Origin of the sequence: uncultured Bacteroides sp. (genome assembly GCF_902491285.1) — a bacterium.
GTDB lineage: Bacteria > Bacteroidota > Bacteroidia > Bacteroidales > Bacteroidaceae > Bacteroides.
This window is the reverse complement of record NZ_CABUHK010000088.1, coordinates 1-20,940: the sequence shown is the minus strand read 5'-3', so window position 1 is coordinate 20,940 and position 20,940 is coordinate 1. Positions and strand designations below refer to the sequence as shown.

The 20,940-nt window shown below is 44.9% G+C and carries 14 protein-coding genes; 1 reads left to right on the top strand and 13 read right to left on the bottom strand.

The features are described from left to right. Positions 1-142 precede the first annotated feature (142 nt). The 4 genes from RDN93_RS18405 to RDN93_RS18390 form a co-directional block, all read right to left on the bottom strand. Positions 143-1,024 (bottom strand): glycine betaine ABC transporter substrate-binding protein, encoded by an 882-nt coding sequence (locus RDN93_RS18405; RefSeq protein ID WP_308746845.1) that lies wholly within the window; start codon positions 1,022-1,024, stop codon positions 143-145. A 19-nt stretch (positions 1,025-1,043) separates the two neighbouring features. Continuing rightward, positions 1,044-1,871: a proline/glycine betaine ABC transporter permease gene (locus RDN93_RS18400; RefSeq protein ID WP_308746844.1), complete on the bottom strand. Its 828-nt coding sequence runs from the start codon at positions 1,869-1,871 to the stop codon at positions 1,044-1,046. Continuing rightward, a complete protein-coding gene (locus RDN93_RS18395; RefSeq protein WP_308746843.1) occupies positions 1,868-3,094 on the bottom strand; it encodes a glycine betaine/L-proline ABC transporter ATP-binding protein in 1,227 nt (408 codons plus the stop codon). The genes RDN93_RS18400 and RDN93_RS18395 overlap by 4 nt, the downstream gene beginning before the upstream one ends. Positions 3,095-3,387: 293 nt before the next feature. Beyond that, the gene (locus RDN93_RS18390) at positions 3,388-3,726 is read right to left on the bottom strand and encodes a methylated-DNA--[protein]-cysteine S-methyltransferase (protein WP_308746842.1); all 339 of its coding nucleotides are present in this window, start codon (positions 3,724-3,726) and stop codon (positions 3,388-3,390) included. A gap of 172 nt (positions 3,727-3,898) precedes the next feature. On the opposite strand from RDN93_RS18390, the gene RDN93_RS18385 reads away from it, so the two are divergent. Further along, positions 3,899-5,194, top strand: a complete 1,296-nt coding sequence (locus RDN93_RS18385) for an LruC domain-containing protein (protein WP_308746841.1) — start codon at positions 3,899-3,901, stop codon at positions 5,192-5,194. Between the two features lie 95 nt (positions 5,195-5,289). Here the strand turns inward: RDN93_RS18385 and RDN93_RS18380 are convergent, their stop codons facing one another. The 9 genes from RDN93_RS18380 to RDN93_RS18340 form a co-directional block, all read right to left on the bottom strand. Further along, the gene (locus RDN93_RS18380; RefSeq protein WP_374047428.1) at positions 5,290-8,085 is read right to left on the bottom strand and encodes a substrate-binding domain-containing protein; all 2,796 of its coding nucleotides are present in this window, start codon (positions 8,083-8,085) and stop codon (positions 5,290-5,292) included. 14 nt (positions 8,086-8,099) lie between these two features. Further along, positions 8,100-8,417, bottom strand: a complete 318-nt coding sequence (locus RDN93_RS18375; protein ID WP_308746839.1) for a hypothetical protein — start codon at positions 8,415-8,417, stop codon at positions 8,100-8,102. Between the two features lie 269 nt (positions 8,418-8,686). Beyond that, positions 8,687-9,574 carry a carbohydrate kinase gene (locus RDN93_RS18370; protein WP_308746838.1) on the bottom strand — a complete coding sequence of 296 codons (888 nt, stop codon included), beginning with the start codon at positions 9,572-9,574 and terminating at the stop codon, positions 8,687-8,689. A 35-nt stretch (positions 9,575-9,609) separates the two neighbouring features. Beyond that, positions 9,610-10,779, bottom strand: a complete 1,170-nt coding sequence (locus tag RDN93_RS18365; RefSeq protein WP_308746837.1) for an MFS transporter — start codon at positions 10,777-10,779, stop codon at positions 9,610-9,612. Between the two features lie 131 nt (positions 10,780-10,910). After that, positions 10,911-12,743, bottom strand: coding sequence for a DUF4980 domain-containing protein (locus RDN93_RS18360; RefSeq protein ID WP_308746836.1), 1,833 nt, complete (start codon positions 12,741-12,743; stop codon positions 10,911-10,913). Positions 12,744-12,873: 130 nt separating this feature from the next. Next, positions 12,874-14,445, bottom strand: a complete 1,572-nt coding sequence (locus RDN93_RS18355) for a glycoside hydrolase family 32 protein (protein ID WP_308746835.1) — start codon at positions 14,443-14,445, stop codon at positions 12,874-12,876. A 33-nt stretch (positions 14,446-14,478) separates the two neighbouring features. Further along, entirely contained in the window at positions 14,479-15,873 is a 1,395-nt protein-coding gene (locus tag RDN93_RS18350) for a DUF4960 domain-containing protein (RefSeq protein WP_308746834.1), read from the bottom strand. 14 nt (positions 15,874-15,887) lie between these two features. Continuing rightward, positions 15,888-17,591: a RagB/SusD family nutrient uptake outer membrane protein gene (locus RDN93_RS18345; RefSeq protein WP_374047427.1), complete on the bottom strand. Its 1,704-nt coding sequence runs from the start codon at positions 17,589-17,591 to the stop codon at positions 15,888-15,890. Between the two features lie 33 nt (positions 17,592-17,624). Continuing rightward, positions 17,625-20,729: a TonB-dependent receptor gene (locus RDN93_RS18340; protein ID WP_308746832.1), complete on the bottom strand. Its 3,105-nt coding sequence runs from the start codon at positions 20,727-20,729 to the stop codon at positions 17,625-17,627. Positions 20,730-20,940 lie beyond the last annotated feature (211 nt).

Below are 20,940 nucleotides of genomic sequence, written 5' to 3'. Positions count from 1 at the left end.
ACAACAGCTACAAACGTCTGGCTAGAGAAAACTGGGGTGCTGAATAATTAATCACGCTCTGATACATATAAAATGGGAGTCTGCTCAATGCATGACTCCCATTTTTTGTTTGAGCCGGAGCTGAATAAAAGTTAGCGCCGGCTCAATTTTCTTGATTCTGTTTGTCCTTTGATTCCGGAATCCAACTATCGACCAGCTCACGGTGTTCGTCTCTCCACTTACGCGCTATCTCCCCTTCGTCCATCCGGGCGTCTTTCATAGCTGTCATAAAAGAGCTGAGTTCTTCTGTCGTTAATTTGATGTTACCAAAAAATTCGGCAGCGAACGGGTCTTTTTCACTGAAGCCTTTCCAGGCGATGGCATGTATTTTTTCCAAGTCTCCATACACCTTCTTCAGGTCGTCCAGGAATTTCAAGTCATACTGATCGAACATCCAATGCGGTGTCCATCCTGTGATGACAATCCATTCTCCCTTATCCATCGCTTTCTTCAGAGATGCCAGCATGGTCGAGCTACTCGAAGTCATGAGATTATACCCGTCAAGTCCGTAAGCAGAGATAGCTTTATCCGTAGTTTTCATAATTCCCGCTCCGGCATCGATTCCTACTATTTCAGAAGAGAAACGGTCTTTATTGGCTACCAGTTCGTCTATGGAATTGACGGTGACGTATTGGGGGACGACCAGTCCGACACGTGCTTCTCCATACACTTCACCCAGGAATTCAATGCTATCTCCGTATTGGTCCATATAGTCTTTCATTGTTATCGGCAGCCAGGCATCCAAAAAGACATCTGATTTCTTTCCTGACATAGACACGAAAATCGGAGCAAGGTCTGCATTTTGCAATTCCACTTCATAGCCTTGTTCTTCTAATACGACCTTAGCCAAATGGCTCATGGCAATACCTTCCAGCCAGTTGGCATAGGCTATTTTCACTTTCTTTTTGTCTGCGTCCGGATTCGTACAGGAAGCCAGGAAAAGCAGGACGGAAAGTATTATTCCTGCTAATTTATATATTCTCATTTTCGTTCCTTTCTATTTTTTAGTCCTTCTTATTCTTTCGTCCTGCCATACCTTGTGTGATACGGTCTAAGATAATGGCTAAGATTACCACTGCTATACCACCCTCAAAACCGAGTCCGATTTTCATTTGAGTAATACCTTTCAAGACTATTTCTCCCAGACCACCGGCAGCAATCATTGCGGCGATGACGACCATGGAGAGCGACATCATGATCGTTTGGTTTACTCCGGTCAGGATAGTAGGTAATGCCAAAGGAAGCTGCACTTTATACAGCAACTGCCAACGGGTAGCTCCAAATGAACGGGAAGCCTCCACTACATTCTTAGGAACCTGCCGGATTCCCAATCCGGTAAGACGGACTACGGGCGGCATGGCGAAAATGATAGTCGCAAAAACTCCGGGCACCGCTCCCAAACCGAAGAAAAGGACGGCAGGAATCAAGTAAACAAAAGCAGGCATCGTCTGCATCAAGTCGAGAATGGGGCGGAGTATTTTCTCTGCACGCGGACTGTTCGCCGTCCATACTCCTAAAGGCACGCCAACAATCAAAGCCAGACAAGTAGATGACAAAACGAGAGCAAGCGTTTGCATGGTTGCCTCCCAAAATCCCATTCCATAGATAAGCAATAAGCCTAATACAGTGAAGATAGCTGTCCCGCGTCCTGCCTTCATCCATGCTGCTACGACAAGCACCAGGATAGTTATATAAAAGGGAATTCCGAAAAGTATATGCTGAAATCCGATGATGAAACTACCGATACCTGCATTCACGGCATCAAAAAAAGTGGCAAAATGCACCATCATCCAGTTGATGGCACTTTCTATATATTGTCCTATATTTATCATAAGTCTATTGCGTTTTGAATTATTTCGTTTATTTCTTCTTTATCTTTCCCTGTCACTTCGATAATTAAAGATGAAAGCGGGATGGTTCCCAAAAATTCGTGGGTTTCGTCAATTACCCAAACAGGTGAATTGCTCTTTGTCATCAGGGGAAGTATGTCTTCCAATACCGTGTCACACAATACTGAATGGACTTCCGTACGCACAATCGCTTCTATGGATTTTTCCTGTTTGCCGCGTAACTTAAGCAGGTCGTTCAGACGTACTTCGCCTACCAGTTTGTCGTCGGCATCTATGACGGGCAATACTGTGATATTCTTCGCGCGCATTTTGCGGATTAAGACCTCGGGACCTTCTTTTTTCAGACGGGCAACCAATGGTTTGTCAATCATCAAGGATGAAGCAGTGATAATTTTACTTCTGTCAACGTTTTCTACAAAGCGGGCTACATAATCGTTGGCCGGTTCAGTCAGAATTTCTTCCGAAGTTCCTATTTGTACTACTTCACCGTCTTTCATGATAACAATACGGTCGCCCAGTTTAATCGCTTCGCTCAAGTCGTGGGTAATAAAGACAATAGTCTTTTTCATCTTCGATTGCAAAGCAAGCAATTCATCCTGCATCTGTACCCGAATCAAGGGGTCGAGAGCAGAGAAAGCCTCATCCATTAACAGTACTTCGGGATTATTGGCCAAGGCACGGGCCAGTCCGACGCGTTGCTGCATCCCGCCGGAAAGCTCGCCTACCATCTGATTCTCATAACCTTTCAGTCCTACCAGCTTCATACTTTCCATGGCTTTCTTTTCGCGTTCCTCTTTCTTCACTCCCTGAAGTTCAAGCCCGAATGCTATATTATGTAATACGGAACGGTGGGGTAACAGACCGAAGTTCTGGAAAACCATCGCCAGTTCCTTGCGCCGGACCTGTAACAGTTCTTTTTCAGAAACTTTGGAAATATCCACCCCATTCACAAGCACTTGTCCCGAAGTGGGACGTATCAGACGGTTGATACAACGCAGTAATGTCGATTTCCCACTGCCGGAGAGCCCCATTATCACAAAAAATTCTCCTTCGTTAATTGAAAGATTAGCATCTTTCACTCCTACCGTGCACCCGGTATCTTTCAGAATCTCCGCTTTACTCTTACCTTCTTTCAGCATCTTGAGTGCTTTCTGCTTCTCATGACCAAAGATAAGATACAAATCCTTTATTTCTATTTTACTCATAATATATTGGTTTAGATTATAATATTTGTTTTGCTTTCAACTGCCGTGTCTATCATTCTCAACAATGATAAACAAGTTGAAAGCCGCTTAGTTCGGTCACGTTACAGGATAACATGACAAACTGATGAGTTCTAAATGATTAAAAAAACAGACTGAGTAGTTTAAAAGGAATAGAATTTGATAAGATTATCCTCTCAATAAGCAGTAAAAATGGTATTTTTATATCTGAATAACAGCCTGTTTCTGCATATTATTTCCACAAAGATAGGCAAAATAGATTAAAGATGCAAATTTTATTCAGAAACGGAGTAGTTCCAAAGATGCTTTTCCAAGTCTACGCACCCATTTTGTTTGAAAGAAATCCCTTCTTCCAAAAGTAATAGTTTTTGCTCTTCCCAACCGGGGACAAGACGTCCTGATGCATTGACCACCCTATGGCAAGGTGCGGAAACATCGTCCGGCAGTTGCTTCAAAGCACGCCCTACCATACGGGAACATTGAGGCATTCCCAGTAACCCGGCAATACTTCCATAAGTAGATACCTTACCTGCCGGAATCTCACATACCACCTGATACACTTCTTGGCAGAAGGTTTTTGAAAGACTCGCTTTATCTACTTTATAATCTTTCATTGCTCTGTTTTTTACTGATTTTGTTCTCCAAAGCTAGATAAAAAGAAGAGAATTTGCAAATAATCAGTCTCCATTATACAATATTTACAACTTTACCTGCTTTATCTACAAATAATTCCGAGATTTGCAACGATTAAACAACCAAGTTACTAACAAAGCAAACTACTCTGTTATGAAAAAGAAAAATATCCTATTCGTAATCTGTATGTCGGGCGTCTTCACTTTCAGCTCCTGTGAGAAGAACCTTTACGATGAAAGCAAGCAACCCGAGAAAGAAATTCAAGTAAAAGACTTGGAGATACCGGCAGACTTTCAGTGGAAATTAACTCAAGTAACCGAAGGGAGAGTATCAGCTACCACACCTACTACAGTTTCCCTTTTCCTAGATGAAGTATGTAGTACAGGAGAAAAAATAGCAACTATTCCGGTAGATGCAGAAGCATCCACTCTTCCTTTAAGTATTCCGACCTATGCAAAAATGCTGTATGCCCAATACGAGACGAGTACTAATGGTACAAAGAAGATAGCTATACCCGTAAATGCTGACGGAAGTTTCTTATTGAATATCACTGATGGTAAGGCTAACACTACCCGGACAATCACTCGCGGACACGATATAGAAGATGACACAAAATTAGAAGGAGGAATCATCCTTCATCCGAAGGATGGTTGGGGAACAATCATGTTTGAAGACCAATTTCCCTCATTAGGAGATTACGACTTCAATGATTTTGTAGTCAATTACAAGGTACAATTCCAAGACATCAAAAAGATTAATAAAAAATATACAGCACAGTATATACAAATAGGATTACGTCTAAGAGCTATCGGTGGAATATTCCCCTACTCTCCTTATTTAAGATTGAAAGAGATAGATACTGACGAAGTAGAAAGTATAGAAGTTTATGAGTCAAAAAATATAAGTTCTGCATTCGATGAAATAGAACATATCTCTAAAGAGTATGAGCATCTTATTATCAACCTCAGCCCATTAATTCAAAATCTGTCAAAACCGGCAGGCAGCCAATATTTTAATACAGAACGAAATGCTTTAATAGCTACGGATGATTTACCGGAAATTCATATTCTGATTGAATTGAAGAAGAGAAAAGAAGTAAAAGAAATATTAGAAGACGACGAGTTTGACTTCTATTTAAAACGCAAGGATAGCGGAACTGAAATACACATGAATGGCATTGAACCGGTAGCATACCAATATCCATTCAATGACAAGAATCTATATCCAGTATATAAAGACGGAGATGAAGAAGACGATAACTACTATTATAGTAAAGAACGTCTGATTTGGGGATTGAGAGTACCGGGCAATGCAGCACACGCTATTGAGGGAGGCAATTTCCTAAATGCCTATAAAGGTTTTGCCAAATGGGCACAAAGCGGTGGTAAGAATGAACAAAACTGGTATAATCAGGGAAATGCTAATGATAATCTATTGATTCATAATTAATCCGCATAAATAAAAAGCCTGTCTCCCAATAATGGTAAGTTCATCATTATTGGGAGACAGGCTTTTTATTGTATATTGAGGTAGATTTCCCTGCCCTATCCTTTCCTCTTCAACAAATCCGTTGGGCTCTCACCAAACTGTTCCTTATAGCATTTAGTAAAATAAGAAGGAGAACTGAAGCCGACTTCATAACCTATTTCAGCCACAGTCATATCCGATGAAGCAAGCAGAGACGCAGCTTTCTTCAAACGGGCAATGCGAAGCAATTCATTAGGAGAATAGTTAGTCAGGGATTTTATCTTCCGATAAAGCTGCACACGGCTCAGTCCCATATCCTTGCCCAAGTCTTCTACATTCAGACCGGAATCTCCCATCTTCGCATCAATCAAGGCTTTGAACTTTTCTACAAAGTCCTTGTCCATATCACAGACATCTTCTTTTGCTAATGTCTGTCCGTCACCAAAGAATTGTTTCAGACGACGATGTGAATCTATCAGGTTGCGGACACGTGCCAGTAGTAATTGCGAACTGAAAGGCTTGGAAATATAAGAGTCCGCGCCGCCGTCATAGCCTTGAATCCGTTGTTCATCCAAAGAACAGGCTGTTAATAGGATAACAGGAATATGACATGTTTGCAATTCACTTTTCAGACGGCGACAACATTCAATACCGTCAATGCCGGGCATCATTACATCGGAGATTATCAAGTCCGGGACATATTTCATGGCCTTGCGGATACCTTCCGAACCGTCTGCTGCTTCAATGACAGTATAGTCGGAATGAAGCAATCCATGAACATATGAACGAATATCTGCATTATCATCAATGATAAGTACGGAAGATTTGGAAGAATCATAGTTCTTTTCCAGTTCCTCTTCTTCAATGGGTAAAGCATCATTCAAGAGAGAAGTTTCGGAAACAGAAGATGCGGGAGAGTCTTCCAAAGAAGAAGTCTCATAAGCACAAGCCTGTACTGGCAAATCTACCGTAAAGACAGTTCCTTGCTTTTCATCACTTTCCACTGATATAGTTCCGCCGTGCAATTCTACGAAAGCCTTTACTAATGCAAGTCCTATTCCCGAACCGGCATGGTGCATATCTATTTTATAGAAACGTTCAAAAATACTCCGGATATGTTCTGCGGAAATCATCGAACCGGTATTGGTTACCGTAAAACGAATCCACTGGCTACTTTCTTTCATCAACGAAGCCAGGCGGACTGTTACTTTTCCATTCTCGGGAGTAAACTTAAAGGCATTGGAGAGCAGATTGAAATAAATACGTTCCAGTTTCTCTATATCTGCCAATGTATGGTAATCCGTATCCGGCATATTGTCAAAAGAAAAATGAATATGCTTTTTGCGGGCTGCCGCCAGGAAAGATTCGTTCCAACCTTCGAAAGAGGAAAGAATATCTACCGGAACAGGGGTATATTCCATCTTGCCATTTTCGTATTTACGGAAATCCAAAATCTGATTGACCAAGCGCAAGAGGATATTTACGTTTCGTTGTATCAGCATCAACATTCGATGCTGGTCACCACTTAGTGTATTATCGGCTAACAGATGCTCTACCGGATCGGCAACCAAAGTTAATGGAGTACGGAAATCATGAGAGATGTTCGTAAAGAAAACAAGTTTGGCATGGGTCGCTTCTTCCAGTTGATGGGAAAGCTGTATTAATTGGTCACGCTGTTCTTCCAGTTTGTCACGTTGTTCTTCCAACTTATCCCGTTGCTCTTCCAGTTTATCGCGCTGTTCTTCCAATTGTCTCTTTTGTTCCGACAATTCTTTATTCAGCCTGTTTTTAGAGCGAAGAGACTTATAAACAACTAATAATAATCCTGCCACCAATAAAAGAATGACCAAACCACCATACATGACAACCTGCTGCGTAGCTACACGTGACAGATACCCGCCGATACGTCCGTTTAAGGTTTCTATCTTCTGGTCCAGTTCTGATATATGAGTGGTCTGAAGTTGCATGACGTGTGCGTTCGTACGGTCTACAACAGCGGTATTCATCACAGTTTCTCTAGGATAAGGCTTTTTCTCAAGGATGTTCATTGCCAACTGCAATACCTTGTCGCCATTGGTAGGATAGATAAAGGTGGCGTCCAACACACTGTCTAGCACAAGTTCAAGTCCGTTTCCTTTACCCGGCAGAGCGTCGATACCGACAAACATCATTTCCTTATCCCGTCCCACTTTCTTGGCGGCCTGATACGCTCCCGGAGCTATGCGGTCATTATGAGCATATACGGCATCAATCTTCGGATGACGACGGAGCATGCTATCCATTGCCACTTCTGCCGGACCACGCTCCCAGGCAGCATCCGCTTTATCAATCAGTTTGACGTCCGGGAAGTTACTGATGGCAGCCATAAAGCCTTGATGCCGTTCCATAGCAGGAGTCGAACCACCTAAGCCGGTAAGCTCCACCACATTTCCTTTTCCTTTCAGGCTGGATGCAATGTAGTTTCCCACCGCACGACCTATTTCATAATTATCAGCACCGATATATGCAGTATATTTATCAGAAAGAATCTTCCGGTCTACCAAAACAACAGGAATTCCCTTTTGGTAGGCTTCTTCTACTATCGGAGTCATGGGAGCTGCTTCATTGGCGGAGATTATCAGTAAATCGACACCCTTATCTATGAAATAATGGACATCTTCCGCCTGCTTGCGGTTATCATCTCCGGCAGAACGTATTTCGACCGATACCCCGTCATAGAACATCGCTTCACGGAGAATTTCATCATTCATCTTATGCCGCCATGAATCATCACTGCATTGAGCCACCCCAATACGGAAACGAGGAGCATCCTGCCGACAGGCAGCCATTCCTAAAAGACAAAACAATAGCACTATCCACTTCGTATATTTCATCGCTTTAATTGTTTTCATTCTTTCGTTTTTCTTTCTGTAATCCAAATTCTTTTCCCTTCGTTATTAGCATTCACTACCGGGAAGTACATCAATTCCACTTTCGCAGGATTCAGCGTATATTTACTTGTAAATCTCGGTAACAGAGGAATCTTAAATCCATAAGTGCCTATCAGCAATTTCTCGCTAAAGATAACAGTTTTCTCTTTAAAATATTCACCTTTGAAAAGAAAAACATGAAAAGGAACGACCGGAGCATACCGATAATGAACTTCATTCTGCTCTACATCAGCCAACAGGAAATGTCCCCCGGAAAGAAGATAAGATGAATACAAATATTCACCGGAGAATTATTAAGAAAAGTGTAAATCCTAAATAAAACGCTTAATCAATGTTATAAAACATCTCTTTTTATTTGGATTATTTGCAGATATCACAGAAGTCCGTATCTTTGCACTGTGTTTTTCATAGTATTAGATTTAAGGTTAACAAAGGTTGGAGCAAGGCGTTGCTCCTTTTTTTATGTCCGTACCTTAATTTAAACATAAAAATAGAGGTACATTCCATAAAATGAAACATACCTCTACATATAATATCAAAAAGCCTATAATAACCTGTCTTTCAACACCTGCGGAAGTTCCGGCATCGCCCCGCTCTGCGTACAGACATAAGCAGAAACTTCCACCGCCAATTTATGAGCTTCGGGAACCGGCTTGCCATTCAATATGGAAGCACAGAAAGCTGCCGTAAAGGAATCGCCTGCTCCTACCGTATCGGCTACGGGAACTCTCGGTGTTTCTTGGAAAGAGACGACACCCGGAGTAAATACATAGCTGCCATTGATGCCGCAAGTCAGAATCAACATCTTCAGATTATATTTAGCCAACAGAATCCAGCACTTATCCTGCAAGTCGATGCCTGGATAACCGAACATACGGCTGATGTTCACCAGTTCTTCATCGTTTATCTTCAAGACATTGCAACGTTGGAAAGATTCGCGCAACACTTCCTTGGTGTAGAAGTCTTGGCGGAGATTGATGTCAAATATCTTCAGTTGTCCGTCTATATCGGGCATTGTATCCAAAAAACGATTGATAGTAGTGCGACTTGCTTCATTGCGTTGCGCCAACGAGCCGAAGCAGACGGCACGCGTACTCAGAGCCAAGCGTTTCAGTTCGTCCGTGAAAGGAATGTTATCCCAGGCAACACCCTCCTTGATTTCATAGCAGGGCACACCTTCAGCATCCAGTGTCACTTGCACTGTACCGGTAGGATAATCCACCCGTTCAATCTGAGTGTTCAGTTTTTTGTCTTTGAAGACTGACATTATCTCATCCCCCAGTTCGTCATTGCCTACCGCACTGACCACACGGCTGTCAAAGCCGAATTGCGAAACATGGTAAGCAAAGTTTGCCGGAGCACCACCTATTTTCTTTCCTTCGGGCAGCACGTCCCATAGTGCTTCGCCCATTCCTACTATTATATTATTCATGATAAACAGAGTTTAATTGATTCCCAAATATAAAATTATTTTCTGATACGGAGCGTATAGAACAGCAGATAAAGCACACCGATTGTCATAACGGCAATCGCACCGTTTTGTCCCATAGAGGTGTCCGAAGCCAGTCCCATAGCCAACGGGAATACCGTTCCACCGAAAAGCCCCATAATCATCAAGCCGGAAACTTCGTTTTTCTTACCCGGCAGATACAGCAACGCTTGCGAGAAGATGACGGAGAATACATTAGAGTTACCAAAACCAATCAGGGCAATGCAAGCATAGATTACCGCTTTCTCATGGAAGATGAACAAACCAATCATGGCAACCAGCATCATCACTACACTGATAGCGAAGAAAGACTTCGGAGACATCTTGCGCAGAATGAAAGAACCCAGAAAACAACCTGCCGTACGGAAGATAAAATAAAGGCTTGTCGCAAAAGCGGCATCATCCAGTCCCATGCCGATGCGTTCCATCAGAATCTTCGGAGCGGTAGTGTTCGTGCCTACATCAATGCCGACATGACACATGATACCGATAAAGCAAAGCAGGATAAACGGTTTGCCGAGCAAGGCAAGGCACTGACCGAAAGTAGACGGTTTGCCCTCTTCCTTTTCTTCTTCAATCTGTGTAATGTTGAGCAAAAGAATGGCGATGACAGCCACTATCATATAAATCGGGAAGAGAATCCGCCAACCCAGGTCGAAAGACGGAATAGCTTGCGTCGCTCCCCACATGGCAATATATGGCGCAAGGAAAGAAGCGATGGCTTTTACGAACTGCCCGAAAGTCAGGCTGCTCGCCAGGCGGTCACCCCGCACGATGTTGGAAAGTAACGGGTTCAGGGAAGTCTGCATCAATGCATTTCCGATACCCAACAGGGAGAAAGAAATCAACATCAGCATATAACTGTCACCGAAAACCGGCAGCAACAGTGAAGCGAATGTCACCAGCAGACTGAGCAATACTGTTTTCTTCTGACCGATACGGCTCATCAGCATCCCCGTCGGTACGGAGAAAATCAAGAACCAGAAGAAGACGAGTGAGGGGAAAATATTTGCTTGCGAGTCCGACAGGCCAAGGTCTGCCTTTACATAATTGGAGGCAATGCCTACCAAATCAACGAACCCCATAGCGAAGAAACATAGCATCACCGGGATAAGTTTGGAGAGAGAAGAGTTTTTACTGTTTTCCATTGTTATATCTGTTACTTAAATTTCGCATACCTGTTTGCCCCTTATCTTATTCACACTTCATACCACTATAATAAGATTATACTCTGCCGTAGAGAATAAGGAAAAGGGCACATAGATTAAACAGAAGAAGGCTATCGCTTCAACCGGTAAACCACAAACGAATCTACTTTATAGGCTCCGCCTTTGCTATAAAAGTCAATGTGACTGTAAGGTTCTGATGGAAAGACCTGATTGGTCATTGCAAAACGACCACCGTCACCGAATGCTTCCACACTTGATTTATCTACCAACAGGCGAAGTTTCAATTCATCCCTGCCGCTTTCAACAGCCGTCCATGTCAGCATCGGGAAGTTTTCGTTGAAGCCGACATCTCCGCTTTTACGACGGTCCATAGAGAATTTGTTCTCTTTCATATTATATTGCATATCCACTTCCTCACCTTTGTCATTGTAAAGACGGAAGCCGATAACGTCTGCATGTTGATTCTTGATAGCCAGTTCTATTTCGTAGGTGCCTTCGTTGCCTGGAATCATTTCTTTCACCGTGCGCGTCCCGTTCACTTTGAACGAGCGTTTCTTTGAGATGCCGCGCAGTTTCAGCAGTTCGGGAGAAGGGGCGGATTTGAGATAAATCCCACCATCTACGACAAACAGGCTCAAGTCGCGGGGAACAGAGTTCGGGCTGCGATATTGGGAAGTCGGAACATCGTTGGCATATTGCCAGTTACTCATCCACGCAATAGCGATGCGGCGGTTGTCGGGAGCATCGCTCCAAGTCACAGTGGCATAATGGTCTTTTCCCCAGTCCATCCATTTGGTAGCTTCCGGCTGGTTGTCGCAGACAAATTTCTTTCCGTCAAAGCTGCCGATAAAATACTGGGTGGCGGAGTCGCCGAAAGGTCCGTCGCCAAGGCTGCAAAGCAGCACCCATTTCTTTTCATCGGTTCCCTCCACCGGAAGTTCGAAGAGATCGGGACATTCCCATACATTACCATGGGCACCGTATCCTTCACCGAAGCTGCTTTCGAACGACCACTCTTTCAGATTCGGAGAAGAGAATATTTGCATTTCCTGTCCTACGGCAAGTACCATAATCCAGCGTTTTGTTCCTTCGTACCAAAAGACTTTCGGGTCACGGAAGTCACGGGCTTCGGAGACTAGGACGGGGTTGTTTTCATATTTGGTAAACGAACGTCCGTTGTCGGTGCTGTAAGCGATACTTTGCACTTGGCGTTCGCCGTTCTGCGTATAGATGGCAATGATGGCGCCTGCACCGAAGCCAGCGGTATTGTTGTGGTCTACAACAGCCGAACCGCTGAATATGGTTCCAAACGCATCCGGAGCAATGGCAACCGGACGGTGTTCCCAATTAACCAGGTCTTTGCTGATGGCGTGCCCCCAGTTCATGTTCCCCCATTTGGAGCCATAAGGGTTGTATTGGTAAAACAGGTGGTATTCACCATCTTTATATACCATTCCGTTCGGGTCGTTCATCCATCCATAGAGGGGTGAGAAGTGATAGGCGGGACGGAACTTTTCGCGGTTGGAAGTATCGAACGTGTCGGACAGCTTCATTTCCTTGCAGCAGGCAGTATTGTCCGGAGAAAGGTTGACGCGAACCGGGTCGTTCGAGTTTAGTTTGAATTTGAAAGATATCAGTTGGTCGGAATAATCAGAGAGGTCTACCGGAACAAAGTAATCCACTTTATTGACAGCCAGACGGACATCGAAGTTCTTCACTTCCTTATTATCAACAATCATGCTGATACGCACGTCAGGAGACGCGTCTTCTACAGGCAACAGCAGGTATTTCTGAGTTGTGTTGACACGTACCAGGCAATGTCCTTCTCCTAAATTCTTTATTAAGAAAGAAGAATCAGCCGCTCGGAGTGAGAGTGAAACAGTCATAAGAACCAAACAAATCAGAAGAGTCTGAAGTTTTCTCAAAGGCAAAAATACATTCATGTTTTATGGTATTAAGGTTGCTACTTATTTTATGGTATCACGTTTCTTGTTTACAGCGCAAAGATAGGCGCTCTGCTTCATTGCGCCTATCACATTTGTTTCAAACGCTGTAAAAGATGTTACTTTCCGGTCAATAAGTACTCAGTTTTATATCGGATACGGTGACTTCGCCATCCGTACAGAAGACAGACCACGGATTCTTAGCCAAATCGTAGATACGGTTGGTGAAAGCGTATTTTCCGTTGACATAGACTACACATACGGATTGCTCGGTGTAGGCTTCGATGTGATATACATTGTCTGCTGCCGGAACGATAGCACGCTCTGTGATAGAAACCGCATCGTTCCATTCGCCAGTCTTTTCGTTTACTGTCACTTCTTTCATTTTCAGATAGCCGTATTTATCCTCAATGAAAATACGCGCCTTTTCTTCCTTATCGCTGCAATCTACAAACGACAGTCCGAACACAGCTTCTGTTCCTTCGGGGACGGTTACGGTCATTGTTATCTTATTCTGGTTTCCCAAACGGGCGAAGCGGACAAAGGAGTTTGTCTTCAAGGTGTAAGAAGAAGCGGTAGATGCCACCTCTCCTACTCTCGCCTTTTCGGTCAAGGCAACCGGTTGTGAGTACTTGGCTGAGATAGCCTGCGGAACGTTCAGGCTTAATGTGCCGTCTTCGTTCTGGACCAGTTTATGAGCTACCAAGGCTCCTGCCCAATCGGTGTTACCTGTTGTTTTCCGACCTTCTCGGGTGGCACACCAGCCCCAAAGATAGCGGTTCTGTCCATCACTTGCCGTTTTACCCGCATAGAAAGAAGTAGCTTCCAGTTTTCCTTCATCCGGAAGCGTGGACGGGTATCCGTCACCGGAGAGATTCATCAGTTCGTCCAGTGTGCTTGCATAGAAATATTGCACCATGCGGGTAACGTCCTTATCGGAGTAAATCATGTACCAATAGTTGCCCATTTTGAATACGTCGGGACATTCATAGAAACGTCCCCATACATTCGTAAAGAAAGGTGCTGCCAATGTCCAGTCGTGAAGGTCGGTCGAGGTAAACTGCGCTATCACACTTTTGCCGTCTTTCAGGGTTGAAACCAACATCCGGTAAAGCTGCGCGTCATCATCATAAAAGACATACGGGTCACGGAATTCGTTCTTGTCGTATCCCTGTTCCACGGGAGAAGGCAGGCGGAAAGAACGGTCTTTTGTCCATGTCCTGCAATCTTTGGAAGTGGCTAGCAGAATCACTTCGCGAGGCACGGCGGATTTGTGTCCGGTATAGAAAGTATAATAGGTCTTGCCGGCCTCATCATAGATTGTACTTCCTGTGCCGATGGCGGGGTCGTCTTCTACCGCCGTGCCGCAGGGGATGGCTTCACGGAAAGAGATGTAGTTGGCCGCGTCCGTAGTTGCCAATTCGTGGATGGGATGGTAAATGGTAGAGTTGCCGTCGCGGTCGTCCTGCAGATAGAGGATGCGGAACTCCTTGCTCACGGGGTCGAAGAAAGGCATCGGGTCGCCCACATAGCCGACATAAGGTTTATAGTAGGTGGTATAATTACCAGGTTCTGTCGAACTGAAGAAAGTCGTTGTTTCGTCCAAGTTCTTATCTGTTATGACCGGGGCGTTGTCGTCGCTGCAAGCAGTGAACGACATTGACATACCCAGCATTGAAGCTATTAATATCATAGTTTTCATAATTTTCTTTTCTTTCTGTTAGATTAAACGATGTCACTTACTCAAATAATCAATCGCATTCTCCGTCATTCTCGTCACATTGGACTGATATTGATTGCCGGAATTATTCTCGTCGTACCAGTCATAGAAAGGAGTGCCGATACAGATGGCTCTACCAGTTGTTTTTCCTGCGACCGTGCGCGGAGTAAATTCCGCAATGACAATTCCGTCTTTATCATCTCCTTCGGTTCCTGCGTAGCCCAAATCAATGCCACCGGTGTTATTCTTCCAGTTTTCTACTGATTGATAATCGCCCCAGTTAGAACCGACATACCAACGCAATGTACGGTTGGTGCAACGATAACCGATATCCGTCAATTTAACCAACGAACCGTTTTCGACTGATAAACCTTCAAAGATAGCATGGTCTTCATGACCGGCTCCGATTACGAAGCTGCCCGGAGCATCCGAGGTATAATCCGGTTTGGAATCAGGGAATGTATTGTTAGGTCCCTTCCCGTCTGCCGGAATCATCCAGCGGTCACCGATATATTTCAAACATTCACCTGTCAGCAAGAGATTTCCACCATTTGCGTAATAATCTCTTATCTTATCTTTAGTATCCCAATTCAAGTCCGGCCAACCGTCGTTGCTGTCATGGAACCAAACCGTCCGGAAGTTTTCCGGAGCGAGTATCACATTGCCGTCCCTTATTTCAAGATAAGATACATATCGTGCTCCCGGGAATTTCTCCAGCATCCATGTAGCCGCCGTTTTTTCTTCTTCGGGCAACTCGGCAACCGTAGCAGCCAAGCCTACAAATGCCATCGGTTCCACCGATTTCACTTTCTCTACCGTGACGGTATAGGTAGCCACATTCAGGCGGTTCGTCACAGTATATTCTTTCGGAGTAGTGAAGTCGAGCGTGGTGCCGGACAACGGACTTACCGTAGCCCCGTCCGGAACAGTCACGATTGGCGACAAAGCCGTCACATCTACATCATCGAGCACATATACCAGAATCGTCTTGTCCGTTTCATTGATTCGACCGGCAGACTCTCCTATCATGAACTTGGTAATCTGCGGTTTGTCCGTTTCCACGGAAATTGTATAGTTCATGAACACATTGCCATTGGTGACCTTCACTACTACCGGCATGGTGAAGTTGACTGGTTTGCCGCTCTCAAGACTCGCCGTAGCACCTTCGGACAAAGTGAACACAGGCACCAGGTTTGTTACGTCCGTATCATCCGTCACATGTACCTTTATCGTCTTCGCCTGATTATCCTGCTCTATGATAAAGTGGTCGTTTCCTTGGATACGGAAAGAAGTAATCCATGTATCGCCGTTCAAGGCAAAGAAAGTATCATCATCGTCACTACATCCGGTTGCAGAAAAAGCCAGTGCAACCAGCAGCATCATATATATTTTATTAATCAAAGTCTTCATCGTTTTCCTGTTTATTAATTATCCCAACCATTATTCTGCTGATACAAACCACCGCTATAGTTTATCTGCTTCTGCGGTATAGGCAGATATTCGTTCTTTCCGGCCGTGAAGTTTGCGTTCGAGTAGTATGAGCGGCGACCGGCCTCCGAATGGTAATACTGATTCATTACCGTTGCGGCATCTCCCCAACGAACCAGGTCGAAGAAACGGCTTCCTTCCAAAGCCAGTTCCAGACGGCGTTCCCATTTAAGGTCTCTCATTGCAGCACCTTTATCCGACCAGTCGGCGGACGTATAAGGAGCTACGTTGAAATTTGCTCCGTAGTCGAAAACAAGCGTCGTGCTACGGGCGGCACGGTTACGTATCTCATTGACCAGCGGCAGGGCTTCCGACAGTCGGTTCAACTGAATCAGGGCTTCCGCACGCATCAGTACCACGTCTGCATAGCGCAGCACGATACGGTTCATCGAGTTAGCCACAAAAGGAGAGTTTACTTTCTTCAGGCAAGAACAGTCGGGATCTACGTTCTCTTTCAGCGAAGAATAGAGTCCGTAATATTCCTGGTCGTTGCGTGTCCATGATTTGTCGAAAGTATAGTTTACGTTATACTTATAAGGGAATCCGGGGATGGCTACCGTATGGAACAGACGAGGGTCGTATTCACTTTGGGCATCGTAGTTGTCTTTGGTGTTATAGTTATCAAACAACGGTTTACCGCTTTCGGTACGGAAAGCATTGACAAGATTCTGGCTTGGTTTCTGAAAGTCACAGCATCCGAAGAACTGGGGAGCTGTCAGTTCGTTTCCAAAGTTCAGGTTACCATACATCGTATTGTCATCCTGTGAGTACTGGACTGCCCAAATGGATTCTTTTCCGTTTTCATATTGCGGCAGGAAGTTGTAGGCGAAATCTTCTTCCAGTCCGAAACCGCCGGCAGTCATGGTGGCATTGTCCGTATAAGTCAGTACGGCTTTCAGGTCGTCTTCGTTAATTTCGGTCACTTCGTTCTTTTCGTTTTGGCGATAGGCTTTATAAAGCATGGTCTTTGCCAGGTAGGCGGAAGCGGCGGCTTGCGTAGGACGGCCTTTCTCCACTTGGGTGTCGGGCAAATGGTCGTAGGCGAACTTAAAGTCATCGGCTATCTTTTGCCAAAGCTGGTCGTTGGTGTACTGGCGGTTGGAAATCTTAGTATAGTCCGTGGTCGGGATGGTTTCATCCACATATACGATGTGCTTGAACATTACTTTCAGCAGGAACATATAATGTCCGCGCAGGAAACGCATTTCACCAATACGTTCGTTTTTCTTCGGATAGGTGGCTTCGTCCATTCCGTCCAGTGATTTCAAGGCAGCGTTGGCACGTGCCACGCCCGAGTAGAGGCGATACCAGATATCATCAAAAGCCCAATTGTCGGTAGTCATGCCTGTGGCTATCTCCAGGAAGTGGAAATGCGAGCCGTCTTCGGAATTCGCTCCGCCTTTATACGCATCGTCCGCACGGACATTGCCGTAGGGCCAAAGGCTGAAAGAACTGTTCATGTCCTCGCCGGAAACCATGTGGGCATAGGCGGCAATCACCAAATTGTCTACATTCTCAGGGTTGATGGTCTGCCCTTCGTCAGAGCTCCCCTGTAAATCTCTGTTCAGGAAATCATCACAACCGGTGGTACCTATCAGAGAGGCTGCCAGAAGCAAAGAGGATATATATAGTTTCTTGATTTTCATAATTCTTGTTGTTTAAAGATGAATGAATTAAAAGCCGATGTTGAAACCGAATGTCAGGTTCAAGGGGATTGGATAACCGAAGTTCGGATTTTCGGGATCCATGCCGGTGAAGTTCTTACTCTTGATGGTGAGCAGGTTCTGTGCACTAAAGTAGAATCGCAGGCGTTCCATCTTGATTTTCTTTGAAAGTTCCGTTGGCAGCGTATAGCCCAGTTGCAGATTACGGAGTTTCAGGTAAGAACCGTTTTCGATATAATAGCTTGAGATTCTCTTTTCGTTATTCAGGTCTTCAAGGCAGACGGCGGGAATGTTCGAGTTCGGATTCTCCGGTGTCCATGCGCCCAGCAGGCGGGTTCCGCGGTTGGCATTCATGTCTCCTACCGACCAAAAATCGGTGTTCTTCTTTACTTCATTGTAGACATCTACGCCTTGTACACCTTGCCAGAACATGGTGAGGTCGAGGTTCTTGTATTCCAAGTAGATATTCAAGCCATAGGTGAAGTCGGGGTTCGGGTTGCCAATCCATGTCTGATCTTTGGTGTCGATGACTCCGTTATTATCCAGATCTTTGTAGCGGATACGTCCGATGCCTTTTCCTGTTTGGTCGGCATGGTTGTCTACTTCTTCCTGAGATTTGAAGATGCCATCAGCAATGTAGCCTGCCCTCATATTGATGGAATGACCGATGATGTTCATCACACCGTCGCCACCGAAGTCTCCGGTAGAAGCTACTTCACTGGGAACGAACAAGATTTTGTTGCGATATAATCCGAGATTAGCATTTATGTCATAACTCAATCCAAAGGCGGTTTTGTTGCGATAGCCCAGGTTGAATTCGAAACCTTTGTTCTCCATCGAGCCGGCATTCCGCCACTGACCGCCGCCTTCGCCAAGGATGGCGATGTAAGAGGGCTTAATCAAGATGTCTGTCGTTTTTTTGTAATAGTATTCGGCAGATCCGTACAGGGTCTGGTTGAACAAGCTGAAGTCGATGCCGACATTGGTTTGGGTGGTTGTTTCCCACTTGATGTCGTCGTTTCCTATCTGAGTGCGGACAAAGCCGGAAGGGAGCAGCCCACCGCCGTTATTACCGGTGATATCATAAGAAGTGCCGTAAGTGGGAGGATTGCCTGTGCCGTATTTGGACTCGTAGATGGAATAGCGGGCATAGTTCTCAATATCCTGATTACCAGTCTGTCCCCATGCGGCACGGATTTTCAGGTCATCAATTACGCTCTTGGTCTTTTCCATAAATGCTTCTTCGCTGATACGCCATCCTAAGGAGACGGAAGGGAAAGTGGCGTATTTATTGTTGCTACCGAAACGGGAAGAGCCGTCACGACGGAGTGTAAATGAGAGCAAGTATTTGTCGGCATAGGAGTAGTTCAATTTTCCGAAGAAGGAAACAAGGGAGAAACCGCCGGCACCACCGCTTGCCTGTGACTGTCCTACACCTGCGGACGGGTACATATAATCGGGAGTCAGGATGGCGAATCCTTCGCGGTAAGCGGCAAAGTTGATATCGTCTTCACGATTCAACTCCATACCTGCCATAACATCGCCACGGTGTTTACCTATCTCCAGTTCGTAAGTGGCAACGGCATTCCACATCCATTTGGTGAAGTGTTCTTGTTTCATTTCCACTGCGTCCTTGTCGCTGTTCAGGAAGCCGGTGTTGTAAGGGAGCGTGAAATTACGCTGGTATTTCTGTGCGTAGTCCAAGCCGAAAGTAGAACGGATATTTAGTCCTTTCAAGGGGTTCAGATTGACGTATGCATCACCAAAAAGACGCCAGTAGGTATAGCGGTTGTTGCGGTTGTCGTAGACTACACGCGCTACGTTCTGACGGTCGGGCATGGTACTGTTGGGACCACCCCAGTTGGTTCCGTCTACCGTGCGGACAGGAATCATAGGAAGGGCAATCATTGCATCACTCATGATGTTGCCGGGAGCTTGCACTTCGGTGGTACGGTTGAGGGTGAAATGTTCGCCGATGGTCAAGATATTGTCTATTACTTTATAGTCACTGTTGATACGGGCGGAGATACGGTCGAAGTCGGTGTACTTTATCAGACCATCGTTCTTATAATATCCCAGAGAAAAGAAGTAGTTGCCGCGTTCCGTACCGTTGCTTAGTGAGAGGTTGTACTGCTGGATAAAGCCGGTGCGGGTAATTTCATCGAACCAGTCCGTATCACCGGTGGCAATTGTATGAGCATCATCTATGAATTTGGGGACGTAGATGTTGTTCAAGACGGGGCGTCCTTCGGCATTGTATCCCCAGTCGTATTGATAGCCGATAGAGTTGGCATTCGGATTATTACCGCTGTTTACGTTGGCTTGCCATAAAGTACGGCCGTATTGTTCGGTATTCATCATATCAAGTTTAGACTGGTACATGGAAGCGGATACCGAGGCATCGAAGTTTATCTTGATTTGACCTTTCTTACCTTGTTTAGTGGTGATGATGATTACTCCATTGGCAGCACGCGAACCGTAGATAGAAGCCGAAGCCGCGTCTTTCAGGACTTGGATGGATTCGATGTCGTTTCCGTTCAGTTCGTGCATACCTGCTTTAGATGGTACTCCGTCAATGATATAAAGAGGGTCGTTGTTGTTCAACGTACCGATGCCACGGATACGGACGGTAGCGGAGCCGCTCGGATTACCATCGGCTGTAATGTTCATACCGGGAACACGGCCTTGAAGGGCTTTCACCGGATTGTTCTCACCTTGTTTCTGAATCTCGTCTACCTTAACGACGGATACGGCACCGGTCAAATCGGCTTTGCGTTGAGTGGTATAGCCGGTCACAACGACTTCGTCCACCATCTGTGTATCTTCTTCTAATAGTACACGAATAGAAGCAGCCGCTTTCACGGTCACCGGTTTATAACCGATATACGAAATCTTTAAGGTTGAATGGGCGGGAACGGAAAGAGTGAAGTTACCGTCAAAGTCGGTAATTGTTCCGTTAGCCGTGGCTGTGGTTTCAATGACAGAGGCACCGATAACCGGCTGTCCGTCCGTCTTGGAAGTAACGTTTCCTTTCACTGTAATGTTTTGCCCCCAAAGGGTTGACATGAAAGCAAACAGGAAACAAACGCTGCTAAGAAGTTTTTTGTTCTTCATAAATACTGAGCATTAGTTTAATGTTATTAATTTAAAAGTACGAATTTTCTCTTTATCGATGATGCAAATTACGGTTGATTTATGTCAATCTGATGAAAGAAATGTTTCAAAGGCTGTTATTTTTGTTGCATAGGGCGCTATAATCACAGAAAACGCTACCTTTCCTCTAAAAAGAAAAATCCCCTGCTCTTATATTCGTATGTAACTTACT